Origin of the sequence: Pseudomonas sp. CH235 (assembly GCF_004368175.1) — a bacterium.
GTDB lineage: Bacteria > Pseudomonadota > Gammaproteobacteria > Pseudomonadales > Pseudomonadaceae > Aquipseudomonas > Aquipseudomonas paraglycinae.
Window position 1 is genome coordinate 303,891 of record NZ_RRZJ01000004.1, and the last position, 17,660, is coordinate 321,550.

18 protein-coding genes are annotated in these 17,660 nt (G+C 59.3%); 13 read left to right on the forward strand and 5 right to left on the reverse strand.

Features of this window, described 5'->3' with window-relative positions; translation table 11 throughout:
- The first annotated feature begins 137 nt into the window (after nt 1-137).
- From EIY71_RS07020 to EIY71_RS07035, 4 genes are read left to right on the forward strand one after another with little or no spacing between them, the layout of a single operon-like run.
- Entirely contained in the window at nt 138-1,010 is an 873-nt protein-coding gene (locus tag EIY71_RS07020) for a hemin ABC transporter substrate-binding protein (RefSeq protein WP_134021080.1), read from the forward strand.
- Nucleotides 1,011-1,060: 50 nt separating this feature from the next.
- A complete protein-coding gene (locus EIY71_RS07025) occupies nt 1,061-2,044 on the forward strand; it encodes an iron ABC transporter permease (protein WP_178083780.1) in 984 nt (327 codons plus the stop codon).
- Entirely contained in the window at nt 2,044-2,811 is a 768-nt protein-coding gene (locus tag EIY71_RS07030) for a heme ABC transporter ATP-binding protein (protein ID WP_134021086.1), read from the forward strand. The genes EIY71_RS07025 and EIY71_RS07030 overlap by 1 nt, the downstream gene beginning before the upstream one ends.
- Before the next feature lie 21 nt (nt 2,812-2,832).
- Nucleotides 2,833-3,684: a ChaN family lipoprotein gene (locus EIY71_RS07035; RefSeq protein ID WP_134021089.1), complete on the forward strand. Its 852-nt coding sequence runs from the start codon at nt 2,833-2,835 to the stop codon at nt 3,682-3,684.
- 226 nt (nt 3,685-3,910) lie between these two features.
- Here EIY71_RS07035 and EIY71_RS07040 read toward each other — a convergent pair whose 3' ends face one another.
- The 4 genes from EIY71_RS07040 to EIY71_RS07055 all read right to left on the reverse strand — a co-directional run bounded on the left by EIY71_RS07040 (nt 3,911) and on the right by EIY71_RS07055 (nt 7,194).
- Entirely contained in the window at nt 3,911-4,693 is a 783-nt protein-coding gene (locus tag EIY71_RS07040) for a Crp/Fnr family transcriptional regulator (protein ID WP_134021092.1), read from the reverse strand.
- Nucleotides 4,694-4,708: 15 nt separating this feature from the next.
- Nucleotides 4,709-4,981 (reverse strand): TfoX/Sxy family protein, encoded by a 273-nt coding sequence (locus EIY71_RS07045; RefSeq protein ID WP_003228231.1) that lies wholly within the window; start codon nt 4,979-4,981, stop codon nt 4,709-4,711.
- A gap of 220 nt (nt 4,982-5,201) precedes the next feature.
- Nucleotides 5,202-5,546, reverse strand: coding sequence for a pentapeptide repeat-containing protein (locus tag EIY71_RS07050; protein ID WP_007959639.1), 345 nt, complete (start codon nt 5,544-5,546; stop codon nt 5,202-5,204).
- 91 nt (nt 5,547-5,637) lie between these two features.
- Nucleotides 5,638-7,194 carry a bifunctional aminoglycoside phosphotransferase/ATP-binding protein gene (locus tag EIY71_RS07055; RefSeq protein ID WP_134021095.1) on the reverse strand — a complete coding sequence of 519 codons (1,557 nt, stop codon included), beginning with the start codon at nt 7,192-7,194 and terminating at the stop codon, nt 5,638-5,640.
- A 118-nt stretch (nt 7,195-7,312) separates the two neighbouring features.
- Between EIY71_RS07055 and mrcB the strand changes: the two genes are divergently transcribed.
- Genes mrcB through EIY71_RS07070 form a run of 3 tightly spaced genes read left to right on the forward strand, consistent with a single transcriptional unit; the run spans nt 7,313 to nt 10,735 of the window.
- Nucleotides 7,313-9,637 (forward strand): penicillin-binding protein 1B, encoded by a 2,325-nt coding sequence (gene mrcB, locus EIY71_RS07060; protein WP_134021098.1) that lies wholly within the window; start codon nt 7,313-7,315, stop codon nt 9,635-9,637.
- A 16-nt stretch (nt 9,638-9,653) separates the two neighbouring features.
- Nucleotides 9,654-10,400, forward strand: a complete 747-nt coding sequence (locus EIY71_RS07065) for a hypothetical protein (protein ID WP_134021101.1) — start codon at nt 9,654-9,656, stop codon at nt 10,398-10,400.
- A complete protein-coding gene (locus EIY71_RS07070) occupies nt 10,400-10,735 on the forward strand; it encodes a YqcC family protein (RefSeq protein WP_064599443.1) in 336 nt (111 codons plus the stop codon). The genes EIY71_RS07065 and EIY71_RS07070 overlap by 1 nt, the downstream gene beginning before the upstream one ends.
- Before the next feature lie 18 nt (nt 10,736-10,753).
- Here EIY71_RS07070 and EIY71_RS07075 read toward each other — a convergent pair whose 3' ends face one another.
- A complete protein-coding gene (locus tag EIY71_RS07075; RefSeq protein WP_085747757.1) occupies nt 10,754-11,170 on the reverse strand; it encodes a DUF4124 domain-containing protein in 417 nt (138 codons plus the stop codon).
- Nucleotides 11,171-11,570: 400 nt separating this feature from the next.
- On the opposite strand from EIY71_RS07075, the gene EIY71_RS07080 reads away from it, so the two are divergent.
- The 6 genes from EIY71_RS07080 (at nt 11,571) to msrQ (ending at nt 17,559) form a co-directional block, all read left to right on the forward strand.
- A complete protein-coding gene (locus EIY71_RS07080) occupies nt 11,571-13,295 on the forward strand; it encodes an acetolactate synthase 3 large subunit (RefSeq protein WP_129972828.1) in 1,725 nt (574 codons plus the stop codon).
- Between the two features lie 2 nt (nt 13,296-13,297).
- Nucleotides 13,298-13,789: an acetolactate synthase small subunit gene (ilvN, locus tag EIY71_RS07085; RefSeq protein ID WP_003176102.1), complete on the forward strand. Its 492-nt coding sequence runs from the start codon at nt 13,298-13,300 to the stop codon at nt 13,787-13,789.
- Nucleotides 13,790-13,837: 48 nt separating this feature from the next.
- Nucleotides 13,838-14,854: a ketol-acid reductoisomerase gene (gene ilvC / locus EIY71_RS07090; RefSeq protein ID WP_007959661.1), complete on the forward strand. Its 1,017-nt coding sequence runs from the start codon at nt 13,838-13,840 to the stop codon at nt 14,852-14,854.
- A 148-nt stretch (nt 14,855-15,002) separates the two neighbouring features.
- Nucleotides 15,003-15,860 carry a CDP-diacylglycerol--serine O-phosphatidyltransferase gene (gene pssA, locus EIY71_RS07095; protein ID WP_039771608.1) on the forward strand — a complete coding sequence of 286 codons (858 nt, stop codon included), beginning with the start codon at nt 15,003-15,005 and terminating at the stop codon, nt 15,858-15,860.
- Between the two features lie 62 nt (nt 15,861-15,922).
- On the forward strand, nt 15,923-16,936 hold the full coding sequence (msrP, locus tag EIY71_RS07100) for a protein-methionine-sulfoxide reductase catalytic subunit MsrP (protein WP_134021104.1): 1,014 nt from the start codon (nt 15,923-15,925) through the stop codon (nt 16,934-16,936).
- Entirely contained in the window at nt 16,936-17,559 is a 624-nt protein-coding gene (msrQ, locus tag EIY71_RS07105; protein ID WP_007959665.1) for a protein-methionine-sulfoxide reductase heme-binding subunit MsrQ, read from the forward strand. The genes msrP and msrQ overlap by 1 nt, the downstream gene beginning before the upstream one ends.
- Nucleotides 17,560-17,660: the final 101 nt, after the last annotated feature.

Below are 17,660 nucleotides of genomic sequence, written 5' to 3' on the forward strand. Positions count from 1 at the left end.
TCCGGATATGTCCGAGCTTGACGTTCAAATGCAAACAATTATCAAATGGCCGCCTTCACCCGTGGCGAGGTGACCGCTGCCGAGGATACTTGGCCTGCCGTCCCGATGTCCGGGAAAACATTTCAAGGAAGCTGTCTATGCGCCTGAGTACCCGCGTTGCCGTGCTGTGTGTCGGACTTTTGGTCAGCCACCAGGCTGCAGCGGCCGAGTTGCCGCAACGTTGGGTCAGCGCCGGCGGCGCGTTGTCGGAGTGGGTGAGTGCGCTGGGTGGCGAGGCCAAACTGGTAGGCGTCGACACCACCAGCCAGCATCCCGAGTCTCTCAAGTCGCTGCCGAGCATCGGCTATCAGCGCAGCCTGTCGGCCGAAGGCATTCTCAGCCTGCGCCCGGACATCCTGATCGGCACCGAAGAAATGGGCCCGCCGCCAGTGATTTCGCAAGTTCGCAGTGCCAAGGTGCAGGTGGAACTGTTCTCGGCTCAGCCGGATCTGCCGACATTGGAAAAAAACGTTACCCATCTGGGACGGTTGCTGGGCGCTGAAAGCCAGGCCGTGCAGCTGCTGCAACGTTATCAACAGCAACTTGATGCGCAAAAGGCGCGTGTGGCGCAAGCGCAGACTAAACAGAAAGCGCCGGGCGTGCTGTTGCTGCTTGGACATGCCGGCGGCAAACCGCTGATCGCCGGCAAGGACACCGCCGCCGACTGGCTGCTGCAGCAGGCGGGCGGGCATAACCTTGCGACCCACACCGGTTACAAACCGTTTTCCGTGGAATCCCTGGCCAGTCTCGATCCTGAAGTGCTGGTGTTCGCTGACCGTGCGCTAACTGGTGAGGCGGCGAAAGCGGCTCTATTTAAGGAAAACCCGATCCTCAATTCCAGCCGTGCGGCCAAGACCGGACGTGTGCTGGAGCTGGACCCGACGCTGCTGGTGGGCGGGCTCGGGCCGCGTTTGCCGGCAGCGCTGAAGGCCCTGTCTGACGGTTTCTACCCGGCCAAGAGCGGCCAATGACCACGCTGGTCAAACCCCGTGGCTTGTTTATCGGCCTGATCCTGCTCTGCCTGCTGGCGATCTGGCTTTCGCTGGCGCTGGGGCCGGTCAGTCTGCCGTTGTTCGACACCTTGCGCGCAGCGTTGCGCATGATCGGTGTGCCGCTGGCGCCGGACGGGCTGGAACAGGCTGAACTGATTCTCGGGCAGATTCGTCTGCCGCGTACGTTGCTCGGGCTGGCAGTTGGCGGTGTGCTGGCGTTGTCCGGGGTGGCGATGCAGGGGCTGTTTCGCAATCCGCTGGCCGATCCAGGGTTGGTGGGCGTCTCGAGCGGCGCGGCGTTGGGCGCGGCGATCGCGATTGTCGGTGGCTCGTTTTTTGGCGGACTGCCCGAGTGGTTCGGGCCTTACCTGCTGTCGGTGTGTGCGTTTCTCGGTGGTTTGGGTGTGACGGCGCTGGTTTATCGGCTCGGCCGCCGCAATGGGCAGACCAATGTCGCGACCATGTTGCTGGCGGGTATCGCTCTGACGGCGTTGGCCAGCTCGGCGGTGGGACTGTTTACCTATCTGGCTGATGACGCGACATTGCGCACGTTGACGTTCTGGAACCTGGGCAGCCTTAACGGCGCGAGCTATGCGCGGTTGTGGCCGCTGCTGATCATCACCGCCGGTGTTGCACTGTGGCTTCCACGTCGGGCAAAGGCGCTCAATGCGTTGCTGCTCGGCGAATCGGAAGCCGGGCATCTGGGAATCGATGTAGAACGGCTCAAGCGCGAGCTGGTGTTCTGCACGGCGCTGGGTGTCGGTGCAGCGGTGGCAGCGGCGGGCATGATCGGCTTTGTCGGGCTGGTGGTGCCGCATCTCGTGCGCTTGCTCGCGGGGCCGGATCACCGGGTGTTACTGCCCGCATCGGTGCTGGCCGGTGCGAGTCTGTTGCTGCTGGCGGATCTGGTGGCGCGGCTGGCGCTGGCACCGGCGGAGCTGCCGATCGGCATCGTCACCGCGTTCATCGGTGCGCCGTTCTTTCTTTATCTGTTGCTGCGAGGGCGTGCCTGATGTTGCGTGCGCACAACCTGCACATCCGCCGTGGCCGCAAGACCGTTTTGGCCGACATCAGCCTGCAACTCGAACCGGGCGAAGTGCTGGGTGTACTGGGGCCGAATGGCGCCGGCAAGAGCACTTTGCTCGGCGCGTTGTGCGGTGAGCTGAGCGCACACGAAGGGGAAGTGCTGCTGGACGGTGAGGCACTGAGCCATTGGGGCGGCACTCAGCGCGCTCAGCGGCTGGCGGTGTTGCCACAGGTGTCGACCCTGGATTTTGCCTTTCGTGTTGAAGAAGTGGTCGGCATGGGGCGTCTGCCTTATCAGAGCGGGCGGGTGCGCGATGACGAGATCGTCGCTGCCGCGTTATTGGCGGCCGATGCCGGGCATCTTAGTGGCCGCAGTTATCTGGCGCTGTCCGGCGGCGAGCGTCAGCGGGTGCATCTGGCGCGGGTGCTGGCGCAACTCTGGCCGGGTCAGGCGGGGCAGACGTTGCTGCTCGATGAGCCGACCTCAATGCTCGATCCGTTGCATCAACATACGACGCTGCAAGCGGTGCGCGAGTTTGCCGATCGTGGCGCGGCGGTGCTGGTGATCCTGCATGATCTGAATCTGGCGGCGCGCTATTGTGATCGCATCCTGCTGCTGGAGGGCGGGCGCCCGGTGGCGCTGGATACGCCGCAACAGGTGTTGCGCCCGGAATCGCTGAAGGCGGTTTTCGGTCTGGAAGTGCTGGTGCAGCCGCACCCGGAGCGCGGGCATCCGCTGATCATCGCCCGCTGATTTCGTCATCGAGGTGAGTGTATGCGCGGGATTCTGCTGTTGGCGGTGTTGTGGCTTGCAGGTTGCCAGCATGTTGCGGCGCCGCCGGTCGTGGGCGAGATCCGTGATCTGCGCAGCGGCGAGCGTCTGACGGCGCAGCAATTACTGACGCAATTGAGCGAGCCATCGCGGCTCATCATTGGCGAGCAGCATGACAACGCCGATCACCATGCCCTTCAATTGTGGTTGTTGCAGAACCTCGAACGAACGCGACCCCAAGGCAGTCTCCTGTTGGAAATGCTGACGCCCGATCAACAGTCGCGCGTCGATGACGTGCGCCATGCCGCAACGCCACCCACTGATCTTCCTGCAGCATTGGCCTGGCAGGACGGTTGGGACTGGAATCTCTACGGACCGATTGTTCGGTTTGCCCTGACACAATCCTGGCCAGTGCTGGCGGCCAATCTCGATAACATCGAAATTCGTGCGTTCTATCGTGATCCTCCGGTTTTGAGCGGTGAGCGCAGCAACGCCAAATCTGTGAAAGAGACGCTGTTGGAGCAGATCGGCGATTCTCACTGCGGCTTGCTGCCGTCATCGCAAATGCCGGCGATGCTGGCCGTTCAGCAACAACGGGATCGGCGCATGGCCTCGCGTTTGTTGGCGGCGCCCGCGCCTGCGTTGTTATTGGCGGGTGCGTATCACGCGCGCAAGGATGTGGGGGTGCCGTTGCATGCGCTGGATCTGGGCGCGCCCGAAGCGCCGACGGTGCTGATGCTGGCGGAGCAAGGCAACCAGATCACGGCGGCGATGGCTGATTATGTCTGGTACACACCGGCCACGCCGAAACAGGATTATTGCGCCGAGATGCGTAAACAGTTCAGTAAGAAATGACTTTTCCACAGGCAAAAAAAGACCCGGTAAAAACCGGGTCAAATAACCGTGATTAGCCTGATGAGGAGATAATCTGAGAGTCCGAACCAAGGGCTTTTCAGAATATCGACTGATCTCGCGACCAGTTGTGATAATCATAGCGATTCTCATTACCAAGTCAACTGCTGTTTTTTCATTTCTGTCGTTTCGTCCCGGCAATGGCGTAAACGCCCCGTGAATACGGGCGTCAGGTCTGGGCTGTGAGTTGCTTGTTGAGCTGGTCGATACGCCGCGCCATGCTTTCGATCAGGCTGTGGGCGATTTTCGGATTGGTGCGGGTCATGCTCAGAAACTGATCGCCGGGAATCAGCATTACCGTGCTTGCCTCCCGGGCTATGACCGTCGCGTTGCGCGGCTCGCCCGTGAACACAGCCATTGCACCGAATATTTCATCCTTGGGCACGTCGCCTACCTTGTGCCCGTTAACAAACGCTTCGGCGTGTCCTTCGATAATCACGAACACATGGTCGGCGTCATCGCCCTCACGAATCAGAACGTCTCCGGCTTCAACCCGCTTGAAACCATTGGTGCTGCGAAACTCGCGCGGCTTGAACTCGGCAACGGCGTGGGCCAGCAGCGCCATTTGACCGAGCAGGTAGCGCAGAAACTGCTCCGAGCGCGATGGTTCGCCATACACATGTTGAAACAAATCACTTCGGCGATAGGGCAGTAATGTCAACGGGTTGTCTGAGTACAGCGTGCAATCCGCCCATTCCGGCCCTTGTTGCAGTCCGATCAAATCTCCCTCGTGCCAGTAGAACAAGCCTCGACCGCTGACTCGGCCGGTGATGACACCTTGCGTGAGCAAGAACAACTGATCGTCCGGCAAGGGTGCCAACAGATCATCCGTTGCTTCCAGTTCCAGCGCTGGCCCGCACGGCGCCAGGCCCTCAAGCCATTGCGCAGGCAAGCACTGCAAGTGGTTGATCAATGCATCGGCCTGGGCCGATTGTTCCCCGAGCAGGTACATGACGGTCGGTACCCGTTAGTTCTTGTGGCGAGAGGAAATGGCTTCCAGCTGCTTGTTCAGCGCGTCCTTGCGTTCGGCGGGAATGTCGTTCCAGTGCACGTCCATCAGCGCCCCTTCGATCGCGTACAACAACACCTTCGACGCCCGAAACCCGCGAGTGCGCACGGCCCGGTAGGCATCCACCGCACCGAGGCGACGCAAGTCCGAGGCGCTATGGATGCCCACGGCATGCAGCCATTGCGCCGACGTCTTGCCAAGATTCTTCAGGTGTTGCAGTTCATCATTCATCAAGCCTCCTTGCGACGGCCGAATGGTGCGTGGGCGAGCTTCTCAGGAGTGTAGCCATCAGTAGGAAAAGCGTGGTTGTTTGGTCGGATTCGACGCAAACGCTTCTAAGAAACGTCAGCTTCCGCTGATGAATCAGGATGGGGAGGGCGAGGGAGAATTACCAATAGCACGCAGTCCAGCGCAAAGCGGGGGCGCTGGACGAGTTTGGGTGGTGCGAGGCTCAGCGGGTGCGATAACGCAGGCGCGTACCGAAATTCATCGACATCAGGATTTCGTCGGCACTCAGCTCCGGCGGGAAGTAGGCCCCGGAAATCTGCGCATGAGCCAGGCTCGCGCCTTCCAGCGAGGCGTTGCGAAAGTCGATGCCGCGCAGGTCGGCGGAACGGAAGTAGGCGTCCCGGAAATCCACGCCATCGGCGTTCAGTTCACGCAGGTCCAGGCCGCGAAAATCACCACCAACCATGTCGATCGGACCGTCTTTCGGGCGTTCATTGTTGAAACCTGTGATGTCGTCTTTGTGCAGCAAGGCATAAAGCGGGGTGTCGAGTAGTTTTGGCTGGCTCATGTCAAATCACCTGTTGGTTTTATGACGCCAGTATAGTGCCACTATTTGACGGCCGTGAAGCAAGCGAGGGCTTCACGGCCGAAATAGTTTCTTACAGGCCGGGCAGGCGCTGGCGAATCTGCGCCACGACGGTGTCCAGGGTCCCGGATTCATTGGTCTGCACGCGTTTGCTGCGCAGGATTTCTTCCGGGGTCAGGGCTTCGCGGTTGGCTTGTTGAGCTTCGATCACGGCGAGGGTCGCGTCGGACGGATCCTTTTTGTCTGCCTGACGAATCGCCAGCCAGCTCTCGATCACGGCCTGCGGAGCATTGCAGTCGAGAATCAGGAAAGGCGCGCCAGTGGCTTCGGCGACCTTGGCGGCGTTGTCGCGTTGTTCGCGCTTGAGGTAAGTGGCGTCGATCACCACCGGGAAACCGGCGTGCAGGATCACTTCGGCGATTTCATGCAGGCGAGCATAGGTAGCGGTGCTGGCATCGGCGCTGTAGATTCCGGCCTGAACATCATTGGCAACGGTTTGCTCACCGAACAGACGTTTGCGCTCGACATCGGAACGCAGGCGGATCGCGCCCAGCGCTTCGACCAGACGCATGGCCACGTGGCTTTTGCCTACAGCGGACACGCCGTGGGTAATCGCCATGAAGCGCGAAGGAATGGTGCTGTAGCTTTCCGCCAGGTTGGCGTAGTTGCGGTACTGGCGCAGGGTGGTGGCACGCTGCACCGGAGTGGCATCGGCCGGCATGCTGAACAGTGCGACTTTCGCACGTACCAAGGCGCGGTAAGCCTTGTAGAAGTTCAGTACTTCCAGGCCTTGGTAGTCGCCGGTCAGTTCCAGGTACTGGCTGATGAAGCGACGGGCCAGGGATTTCAGGCCACGGTCTTCCAGGTCCATTGCCAGGAAGCCGGTGTCGGCCCAGACGTCGGTGAAACGGAACGGTTCGTTGAATTCGATGCAGTCGAAGATCACGACTTTGCCGTCGATCAGCGTGGCGTTGCCCAGGTGAATGTCACCGTGGCATTCGCGAGTGAAGCCGTCCGCCTTGCGCTGGGCGAACAGCGGTTTCAGGCGATCGAAGCTGCTTTCGGCCCACGCTTGCAGGGCGTCGAGTTGCAGAAGATCGTTCTTGTCGCTGAGGAATGGCAGGATCTGTTCGAAATTCTGGCGCACCGGCGCCATTACGCTTTCAGGCGTGCCGGCATCGTGTTCCGCCGGGACTTTCGGCGCGTTGAGGTGGAAGCGGGCGATCTGTTCGGCCATTGCGTCGACGTGCGCGGTGGTCAGCTCGCCGTTGGCTTGCAGGGTGCTGAGCAGGCCGCTCTGCGGGAACTGGCGCATTTTCAGCAAGTATTCGATGGCCGGGCCTTCGCCGCCCAGTTGCGGAGCTTCCGCACTGCCGGTTACGGGAATCACTTCCAGATACAAATCTTCGGTCAGGCGCTGGTTCAGGCGCAGCTCTTCACCGCAGAAGTGTTCACGGGAATCAAGGCCGGTGAAATCGAGGAAGCCGAAATTCACCGGCTTCTTCACTTTATAAGCGTAGGGACCGGTGAGCAGTACCCACGAGATATGGGTTTCGATGACCTGGAACCCTTCGACAGGATGCGGGTAGAGGGCCGGGTTTTGCAGGGCAGCGATCAGGGACTGGCTCACGGACGATCCTTCAGAGACTGGGAGAAATTCAAGGCGCTCATTATGGCCGCTCGCCAGCCCGACGCAAACCTCGGAGCGCTCCTGTTGAGTATGAATAAAGTGCGTATAATCCGCCGCCATGACTCGTACTCGATCCCCCCGTACCCCTAAAAAACCAGCTTCCCGGGGCCTGCGCCCATGGTTGGGCTGGGCCCTTAAACTCAGTCTGGTCGGCCTTGTGGTGCTGGCCGGCTTCGCCGTTTACCTCGATGCCGTGGTGCAGGAGAAGTTCTCCGGCAAGCGCTGGACCATCCCGGCCAAGGTTTACGCGCGCCCGCTCGAGCTGTTCGTCGGACAAAAGCTGAGCAAGGACGATTTCCTCACCGAACTCGATGCCCTGGGCTATCGCCGCGAAGCCGTGAGCAACGGTCCCGGCGCGGCGGCGGTCAATGGCAATACGGTTGATCTGAATACCCGTGGCTTCCAGTTCTATGAAGGCCTCGAGAAACCGCAGCCGGTGCGCGTGCGTTTCTCCGGCGATTACGTGGCCGAACTCTCGGCGACCAACGGTTCGAAGCTCTCCGTGGTACGCCTGGAGCCGCTGATGATCGGCGGTATCTACCCGAAAAACCTCGAAGACCGGATTCTGATCAAGCTCGATCAGGTGCCGCCGTATCTGCTGGAAACCCTGGTCGCCGTGGAAGACCGGGATTTCTACAGCCACTGGGGCGTGTCGCCGAAATCGATCGCCCGTGCAGTCTGGGTCAACACCTCGGGCGGCAAGATGACTCAGGGCGGCAGTACGCTGACCCAGCAACTGGTCAAAAACTTCTACCTCACCAATGAACGCAGTCTGACCCGCAAGCTCACCGAAGCGATGATGGCGATGCTGCTCGAGCTGCATTACGACAAAAAGGAAATCCTTGAGGCTTACCTCAACGAAGTCTTTGTCGGTCAGGACGGTCAGCGTGCAGTGCACGGTTTCGGTCTGGCCAGCCAGTTCTTCTTCGCTCAGCCTTTGTCCGAGTTGAAACTGCATCAGGTCGCGCTGTTGGTCGGGATGGTCAAAGGCCCGTCCTATTACAACCCGCGCCGCAACCCGGAGCGTGCGCTGGAACGACGCAATCTGGTGCTCGACGTGCTGGAGCAGCAGGGCGTCGCTTCTGCCGAACAAGTCGCCGCCGCGAAGAAAATGCCGTTGGGCGTGACCACACGCGGCAAGCTGGCCGACAGCTCGTTCCCGGGCTTCATCGATCTGGTCAAACGCCAGTTGCGTGAAGACTATCGCGACGAAGACTTGACCGAAGAAGGCCTGCGGATCTTCACCAGTTTCGATCCGATCCTGCAGATGAAAGCCGAAGCGTCGGTCAACGACACCTTCAAGCGTCTGTCCGGCCGTAAAGGTTCCGACGACGTGGAAGCGGCGATGGTCGTAACCAACCCGGAAACCGGTGAGGTCCAGGCCATGATCGGCAGCCGTCAGGCGAGTTTTGCCGGGTTCAACCGGGCGCTGGATGCGGTGCGGCCGATCGGCTCGCTGATCAAACCGGCGGTTTATCTGACGGCACTGGAGAAACCAAGCCAGTACACGCTGACCAGTTGGCTGTCGGACGACCCGCTTTCGATCAAAGGCGCAGACGGACAGGTCTGGAAACCGCAGAACTATGATCGTCGCTCCCACGGCACAGTGTTCCTATATCAGGGGCTGGCGCATTCCTACAACCTCTCGACCTCGCGTCTCGGTCTGGCGGTCGGTGTTCCGAATGTCCTCAAGACGCTCGCGCGACTGGGCGTAACCCGCGAGTTTCCGGCGTTCCCGTCGATGCTGCTCGGTGCTGGCGGCATGACCCCGATCGAAGTCGCGACCATGTACCAGACCCTGGCCAACGGTGGCTTCAACACGCCGATGCGCGGGATTCGTAGCGTGCTGACTGCCGACGGCGAGCCGCTCAAGCGTTATCCGTTCCAGATCGAGCAGCGTTTCGATCCGGCCTCGATCTACCTGATCCAGAACGCCATGCAGCGGGTCATGCGTGAAGGTACCGGCAGTTCGGTTTATAACGTGTTGCCAAGAACCCTGACACTGGCGGGCAAGACCGGTACCAGTAACGATTCGCGCGACAGCTGGTTCGCCGGTTTCAGCCAGGATCTGCTGGCGGTGGTCTGGCTCGGCCGTGACGACAACGGCAAGACGCCGTTCACTGGGGCCACAGGTGCGTTGCAGGTCTGGACCAGTTTCATGCGCAAGGCCGATCCGCTGCCGCTGGACATGCCGCAGCCGGATAACGTGGTGCAGGCCTGGGTCGATTCGCGTACCGGCCAGGGCTCCGATGCCAGCTGTCCGGGCGCCGTGCAGATGCCGTATATTCGCGGCAGCGAACCGCCACCCGGCGCCTCCTGCGCGGGCGAAAGCCCGGCCTCGGGCGAGTCGGTGATGGATTGGGTCAAGGGCTGGATGAATTAAGCAAAGAGGGTTTCAAGTGAACAAGTGGTTGATTCCAGCGGTGACCGCCGTGGCTTTGCTCAGCGGCTGCTCCACCGTACAGCGTGGTTCGATCCCGGTTGTGGATTCCGGCACCGCCGTGTCCAACAGCGAGCGTATTTCGGCCAATGGCGGTTTCCGTCAAACGACGGTGAAACGTCCTGCACAAGCCCAGACTCAGGCGATCCCGCAAGGCGATACCGGTGTGGTAGTGATGGTGCCGGGCGGCGCAGCGGCTTCGGCGCCGATCAGCACTTCGCCGATCGTTCCGGGCCCGGCGTCTGGCGGCATCACTTCAGGGCCGTATAACCCTTCGCCGGTCGAGTCGGCGCCGATCAGCTCCGGCAGCTACAGCATGCCTTCGACGCCGAGCGGCATTCCTTCGGCCAGCAGCGGTGGCGGTCTGTCTGCTGATGAGCAGTTGGACGGGCCGGTTCTCGCCCTGTTGACCACTGCGCAACAACAGCAGGCCGGTGGCGACCTCAACGGCGCGTCTTCCAGTCTGGAGCGCGCCCAGCGTGTAGCGCCACGCGAGCCGCAAGTGCTTTACCGTCTGGCGCAGGTGCGCATGGCCCAGGGCGATGCGCCGCAAGCCGAGCAGACCGCTCGCCGTGCGTTGACCATGGCCAATGGTCGTCCGGACTTGCAGGCCAGTCTGTGGGAATTGATCGCTCAGGCACGTGAGAAGCAAGGTGATTCCGCCGGCGCCACTCTGGCCCGTCAGAAGGCCAAGGTTTCGCTGTGATGGACAGTCGTTTCTCCAAAGTCGCCGATCAACTGCTGTTGATCGAGCGTGAACTGCGCGCCCAGGGCTGGTGGGATGACGTCCAGCCCTCGGTCGAAGCCCTGAGCAGTGTCGAGCCGTTTTCGGTCGACACCCTCGATTTCGAGCAGTGGCTGCAATGGATCTTCCTGCCGCGGATGAAGATGATCCTCGAACAGGATCTGCCATTGCCCAATGCCTCGGGCATTCAGGAAATGGCCGAGATGGTTTTTGCCCAGCGCAATCTGCAGGGCAAGGATCGGCAGCTTCAGGTATTGCTCAAAGAGTTCGACCTGCTGATCACCGCTTCGCGCTGAACCGAAAACTGCCAGTGGTTACTGGCAGTTTTCCGCAATCTGTTTTTGTGCCTCCGCAGTACGTTGCTGGCGCTGTTCGTCGCTCAGCCGCCGCAATTCTCCCTCCACTTCCTCCCTCAAGCGCGGATTGTTCTGCAGTTGCGCGAGATTCGTGCGTGCCTGTTCGCAAAATGCCTTGAGCTGATTCTGTTGCTCGGCCACTTGCTTCTTGACCTTGTCATCGATGGCTTTCTGATCGCCCAGCGCGCCGCTGCCAGGTAATGCGGCAGGTATTGGTGCGGGAGATGAGGGCGTCTTCACGGCGGTGGATGACTGCCCTTGTGGTGGCTGTTGATCAAAATGGGTGACGCCTTGGGCATCGACCCATTTGTAGATCTGACCGGCCATACACCAGGGGCTGGCGCCGATTAGCAGAGTTAAGAGAAGCGTTCGCATGCTGATTCCTTGGCAAAACTGCGCAATTGAAGCTAACAGAGTAGCGGTTTCCAGGTTTTTTCTTGCGTTCTCATGTGCTTACCCACAATTAAGCACATAGACGGCTTGACTTGGAGAGGGCGAAACAGAAGAATCCAAAGTCCGCTGTACAGGGACTGCCAGAAGCAGACCCTCTCGGCAGATCATGAGGCGCATATCCGCGTCGACCTGTTACACCCGCAACGCGTTACCTCGCGCTGGGTGGGAAAGGCCCGCAACACTTGGGACGATCCCAATACTTGCTCAGTCAGTGCTGACGTAGTCGGCGACCACCGTCGCTCATGCTCTGCCGAGAAGTAAACCTATTAAGACCCGTTCGCTTTTTTGTGGACGGTATTCTGGCGTTTTAGAGGTGAACAACGTGGAGCTTTTATCTGGCGGTGAGATGCTCGTCCGCTTTTTGCGTGACGAAGGCGTCAAATATATCTACGGGTACCCGGGTGGTGCTCTCCTTCATGTTTACGATGCCCTGTTCAAAGAACCGGAAGTGACCCACATCCTGGTTCGTCACGAACAAGCGGCTACCCATATGGCTGACGGCTACGCCCGTGCCACCGGTAAAGCCGGCGTGGTATTGGTGACTTCCGGTCCAGGCGCCACAAACGCCATCACCGGTATCGCCACTGCCTATATGGACTCGATTCCAATGGTGATCATTTCCGGTCAGGTGCCAAGCACCATGGTCGGCACCGACGCGTTCCAGGAAACCGACATGATCGGTATCTCCCGGCCGATCGTGAAGCACAGCTTCATGATCAAGCACGCTTCGGAAATCCCGGAAGTCATGAAGAAGGCCTTCTACCTGGCGCAATCCGGTCGTCCGGGCCCGGTCGTGGTCGATATCCCGAAAGACATGACCAACCCGGCCGAGAAGTTCGAATACATCTTCCCGAAGAAAGCCAAACTGCGTTCCTACAGCCCGGCCGTTCGCGGTCACTCCGGGCAAATCCGCAAGGCGGCAGAAATGCTCCTGGCGGCCAAGCGTCCCGTGCTGTACTCCGGCGGTGGCGTAATCCTCGGCAACGGCTCCGCGCCGCTGACCGAGCTGGCGCAAATGCTCAACCTGCCCGTTACCAACACCTTGATGGGCCTGGGTGGCTACCCTGGCACTGACCGTCAGTTCATCGGCATGCTCGGCATGCACGGCAGCTACACCGCGAACCTGGCGATGCACCATGCCGACGTGATCCTGGCGGTCGGCGCGCGTTTCGACGATCGAGTGATCAACGGCGCGCCGAAGTTCTGCCCGAACGCCAAGATCATTCACATCGACATCGACCCGGCTTCGATTTCCAAGACCATCAAGGCCGACGTGCCAATCGTTGGTCCGGTGGAGAGCGTCCTGACCGAAATGGTCGCGATCCTCAAGGAAATCGGCGAAACCCCGAACAAGGAAGCCGTTGCCAGCTGGTGGAAGCAGATTGATGAATGGCGCGGTGATCGCGGCCTGTTCCCTTACGACAAGGGCGACGGCAGCAAGATCAAGCCGCAGACCGTGATCGAAACCCTGTGCGAAGTGACCAAGGGCGACGCCTTTGTGACCTCCGACGTGGGCCAGCATCAGATGTTTGCTGCGCAGTACTACAAGTTCAACAAGCCGAACCGCTGGATCAACTCCGGTGGCCTGGGCACGATGGGCTTCGGTCTGCCGGCCGCGATGGGTATCGCGCTGAGCTTCCCTGACACCGATGTTGCGTGTGTCACCGGTGAAGGCAGTATCCAGATGAACATCCAGGAATTGTCGACCTGCCTGCAATACGGTTTGCCGGTCAAGATCGTCATTCTGAACAACGGTGTTCTGGGCATGGTTCGTCAGTGGCAGGACATGAGTTACGGCAGCCGTCACTCGCACTCCTACATGGAATCCTTGCCTGATTTCGTCAAGCTGGCTGAAGCCTATGGCCACGTCGGCGTGCGCATCACCGAATCGAAAGATTTGAAGTCGAAGATGGAAGAGGCGTTCGCCATGAAAGATCGCCTGGTGGTGATCGACATTTCGGTCGACACCAGCGAGCACGTCTATCCGATGCAGATCAAAGACGGCTCCATGCGCGATATGTGGCTGAGCAAGACGGAGCGTACCTAATCATGCGGCACATTATTTCCTTGCTTCTGGAAAACGAACCCGGTGCTTTGTCTCGCGTAGTCGGCCTGTTCTCGCAGCGCAACTACAACATCGAAAGCCTGACCGTGGCGCCAACCGAAGACCCGACCCTGTCGCGTCTGACGCTGACCACAGTCGGCCACGATGAAGTCATCGAGCAGATCACCAAAAACCTGAACAAGCTGATCGAGGTGGTCAAGCTGGTGGACCTGTCGGAAAGTGCTCACATCGAGCGCGAACTGATGCTGGTCAAGGTCAAGGCCACTGGCGCCCAGCGCGCCGAGATCAAACGCACCACCGATATTTACCGTGGACAGATCGTCGACGTCAGCGCCAGCGTGTATACCGTTCAACTGACCGGTACCAGCGACAAGCTCGACAGCTTCATTCAGTCCATCGGCACCGCATCGATTCTGGAGACCGTCCGCAGTGGCGTCACCGGTATTGCCCGCGGCGACAAAGTACTCAGCATCTAAACCAAATTAGCGAATGGCCTGAACGGCCTGGATATAAAGGGGAAATTCATGAAAGTTTTCTACGATAAAGACTGCGACCTGTCGATCATCCAGGGCAAGAAAGTTGCCATCATCGGTTACGGCTCCCAGGGCCACGCCCAGGCGTGCAACCTGAAAGATTCCGGTGTCGACGTTACCGTCGGTCTGCGTAAAGGTTCGGCTACCGTTGCCAAGGCTGAAGCCCATGGCCTGAAAGTGACTGACGTGGCTGCCGCTGTTGCCGGTGCCGACCTGGTCATGATCCTGACCCCGGACGAGTTCCAGTCCCAGCTGTACAAGAACGAAATCGAGCCGAACATCAAGAAAGGCGCCACCCTGGCCTTCTCCCACGGCTTCGCGATTCACTACAACCAGGTTGTTCCGCGTGCCGACCTCGACGTGATCATGATCGCGCCGAAAGCCCCGGGCCACACCGTACGTTCCGAGTTCGTGAAAGGCGGCGGTATCCCTGACCTGATCGCGATCTACCAGGACGCCTCGGGCAATGCCAAGAACGTTGCACTGTCCTACGCCGCCGGCGTGGGTGGCGGTCGTACCGGCATCATCGAAACCACCTTCAAGGACGAGACCGAAACCGATCTGTTCGGCGAACAAGCCGTTCTGTGCGGCGGTACCGTTGAGCTGGTAAAAGCCGGTTTCGAAACCCTGGTTGAAGCTGGCTACGCGCCGGAAATGGCCTACTTCGAGTGCCTGCACGAACTGAAACTGATCGTTGACCTCATGTACGAAGGCGGTATCGCCAACATGAACTACTCGATCTCCAACAACGCTGAGTACGGCGAGTACGTGACCGGTCCGGAAGTGATCAACGCCGAATCCCGTCAGGCCATGCGCAACGCCCTGAAACGTATTCAGGACGGCGAATACGCCAAAATGTTCATCAGCGAAGGCGCAACCGGCTACCCTTCGATGACCGCCAAGCGTCGTAACAACGCCGCTCACGGTATCGAAATCATCGGCGAGCAACTGCGCTCCATGATGCCGTGGATCGGTGCCAACAAGATCGTCGACAAAGCCAAAAACTAAGTCGTCGAACCTTGTATGAAAAAAACGCGGCCTCGGCCGCGTTTTTTCGTATGGGCGGGCGGTTCTGGTATAAAGCTGCATCGTTTGTGGCCGAACCGTCGTCCCAGACACCTGTCGAAAATGTCCAATCCGTTGCAAGGTACTGTCCATGAGCGAACGTCCCGAAGAGCCGAACCAGGCTTCCGACGCCGAAAGCCTGCTGCCCATCGATGAGCACATCGAAGAAGGGCATGACGCAGAAGGTCGTAAAGTCCGGCATCGTGGTATCTATCTTCTGCCGAATCTGTTCACCACTGCGAATCTGTTCGCGGGGTTCTATTCCATCATCAACTCGATGAGTGCCCAGGCTGCCTTGAGTGCCGGGGACGCGGCGAATGCGAGCAAGTATTTCGCCTTTGCCGCCATCGCGATTTTCGTCGCCATGGTGCTCGACGGCCTTGATGGTCGCGTGGCACGCATGACCAATACCCAAAGTGCGTTCGGTGCCGAGTACGACTCGTTGTCGGACATGGTTGCCTTCGGTGTCGCGCCGGCGCTTCTGGCTTTCGGCTGGGCACTGGGTGACATGGGCAAGGTCGGCTGGATGGTTGCCTTCATCTATGTGGCGGGTGCGGCGTTGCGTCTGGCGCGTTTCAACACTCAGGTGGGGACCGCCGACAAGCGCTACTTCATCGGTCTTGCCAGCCCGGCTGCTGCCGGCGTTGTTGCGGGGATTGTCTGGGCGTTCAGCGATTACGGGATCCAGGGTTCGAAGATGTCGTTCCTGGTCGCGCTGATGGTAGCGGCCGCCGGCATGCTGATGGTCAGTAACATCAAATACAACAGCTTCAAGGAGCTGGATCTGAAGGGGCGCGTGCCTTTCGTGGCGATTCTGGCGGTGGTGCTGGTGTTTGCCGTGGTGTTCAGCGATCCGCCTCGCATTCTGCTGCTGGTGTTCCTCGCTTATGCCGCGTCGGGCCCGGTGCAGTATCTGTTGCATCTTCGTCGTCACAAACACGCCGAGTGATGTAATTTCCCTCATACTCCGCAGTCTATGGTGCATCTGTCCTCCAAAGCTGCGGAGTTGCCATGCTGATCAAAGTCCCCAAAGCGTCCGACTGCCATGAGTCGGACGTCACGCCTGAATCCATTTATCTCTCTCGCCGTCAATTGCTCGGAGCAACCGCGGCCGGTTTGGCCATGAGCACTTTGCCGCGCTGGGCCAGTGCCGAAGAGGCTGCCCGCTATGCCGATGTCGAAGCCGGAAAGGCGCCCACCTGGTTTGCCGAGAAACTGCCTTCTGTCAAATGGGGTGCGGTGAACGTCAAGGATGATGCGATCACACCTTTCAAAGACGCGACCCATTACAACAACTTCTATGAGTTCGGTACTGACAAAGGTGACCCGGCAGCCAATGCCGGTTCGCTGAAAACCGAACCGTGGAGTGTTGTCGTGGACGGGGAGGTGGGTAAACCGGGGCGTTATGCTCTGGAAGACTTCATGAAGCCTTACCAGCTGGAAGAGCGTATTTATCGCCTGCGCTGTGTCGAGGCGTGGTCGATGGTGATTCCCTGGATCGGTTTTCCCATTTCGGCACTGTTGAAGCAGGTAGAACCTACTTCGAATGCCAAATACATTCGCTTCGAAACCTTACAGGATCCGAAGAGCATGCCGGGACAGCGTTCGGGATTTGCCCTGATCGACTGGCCCTATGTAGAAGGCTTGCGTCTGGATGAGGCGATGAATCCCTTGGCGATTCTGGCGGTGGGTATGTATGGCCGCGAATTGCCAAACCAGAACGGTGCGCCGTTGCGTCTGGTGGTGCCTTGGAAGTACGGATTCAAGAGCGTCAAATCCATCGTGCGGATCAGTCTGGTCAGCGAGCAGCCGAAGACGACGTGGCAGAGCATTGCGGCGGATGAGTACGGGTTCTATGCGAATGTGAACCCTACTGTCGACCACCCACGTTGGACTCAGGCTCGGGAGCGGCGACTGCCTAACAGTCTGTTCAAGCCGAATGTGCGTGATACGCAGATGTTCAACGGCTACTCGGATGAGGTCGCTTCTTTATATACAGGGCTGGATCTGCGGAAGAACTACTGATGCGATATCCGATCTGGCGTGTAGGCGTTTTCCTGGCTGCGGCGATCTGGCCGCTGTTGTGGTTCTATCAGGCTTTTGCGGATCTGCTTGGGCCAGATCCGGGGAAGGTTCTGGTTGATCGGCTGGGGCTTGGGACATTGGTATTGCTGTTGATCACCCTGAGTATGACGCCGCTGCAGAAACTTACGGGGTGGGCCGGGTGGATTGCTGTGCGCCGTCAGTTGGGGCTCTGGTGTTTTGCCTATGTGGTTCTGCATCTTTGCAGCTATATGGCGTTCATTCTCGGTTTCGACTGGTCGCAACTGGGTGTCGAGCTGCGCAAGCGTCCTTACATCATTGTGGGTGCTCTGGGTTTTCTGGGGTTGTTGGCATTGGCGATTACCTCCAACCGATACAGTCAGCGTCGTTTAGGTACCCGCTGGAAGAAATTGCACCGGCTGGTGTATGTGATTCTCGGGTTGGGATTGCTGCATATGTTGTGGATTGTCCGTGCTGATCTTAAGGAGTGGGCAATCTATGCCTTTATAGGTGTTTTCCTTTTGGCGTTGCGTATTCCTCCTTTGACCCGCCGGATCCCGCGTTTGATGGGTAAAAAGCAGGTTTTTCAGGAAAAGCGAAATTAAGGGTTGACGGGAGATTCTGAGTCTCTATAATTCGCCCCACTTCCGGCGCAGTCGAAACGGAAAACTCCTTGAGATTCAATGAGTTAAGTAGGTTTCGAAAG

Bases quoted from the DNA above. Each gene is read 5' to 3' on its own strand.
- EIY71_RS07020 (WP_134021080.1), top strand. From the start codon at position 138: ATGCGCCTGAGTACCCGCGTTGCCGTGCTGTGTGTCGGACTTTTGGTC.
- EIY71_RS07030 (WP_134021086.1), top strand. From the start codon at position 2,044: ATGTTGCGTGCGCACAACCTGCACATCCGCCGTGGCCGCAAGACCGTT.
- EIY71_RS07035 (WP_134021089.1), top strand. From the start codon at position 2,833: ATGCGCGGGATTCTGCTGTTGGCGGTGTTGTGGCTTGCAGGTTGCCAG.
- EIY71_RS07040 (WP_134021092.1), bottom strand. From the start codon at position 4,693: ATGTACCTGCTCGGGGAACAATCGGCCCAGGCCGATGCATTGATCAAC.
- EIY71_RS07045 (WP_003228231.1), bottom strand. From the start codon at position 4,981: ATGAATGATGAACTGCAACACCTGAAGAATCTTGGCAAGACGTCGGCG.
- EIY71_RS07050 (WP_007959639.1), bottom strand. From the start codon at position 5,546: ATGAGCCAGCCAAAACTACTCGACACCCCGCTTTATGCCTTGCTGCAC.
- mrcB (WP_134021098.1), top strand. From the start codon at position 7,313: ATGACTCGTACTCGATCCCCCCGTACCCCTAAAAAACCAGCTTCCCGG.
- EIY71_RS07070 (WP_064599443.1), top strand. From the start codon at position 10,400: ATGGACAGTCGTTTCTCCAAAGTCGCCGATCAACTGCTGTTGATCGAG.
- EIY71_RS07075 (WP_085747757.1), bottom strand. From the start codon at position 11,170: ATGCGAACGCTTCTCTTAACTCTGCTAATCGGCGCCAGCCCCTGGTGT.
- ilvN (WP_003176102.1), top strand. From the start codon at position 13,298: ATGCGGCACATTATTTCCTTGCTTCTGGAAAACGAACCCGGTGCTTTG.
- ilvC (WP_007959661.1), top strand. From the start codon at position 13,838: ATGAAAGTTTTCTACGATAAAGACTGCGACCTGTCGATCATCCAGGGC.
- pssA (WP_039771608.1), top strand. From the start codon at position 15,003: ATGAGCGAACGTCCCGAAGAGCCGAACCAGGCTTCCGACGCCGAAAGC.
- msrP (WP_134021104.1), top strand. From the start codon at position 15,923: ATGCTGATCAAAGTCCCCAAAGCGTCCGACTGCCATGAGTCGGACGTC.
- msrQ (WP_007959665.1), top strand. From the start codon at position 16,936: ATGCGATATCCGATCTGGCGTGTAGGCGTTTTCCTGGCTGCGGCGATC.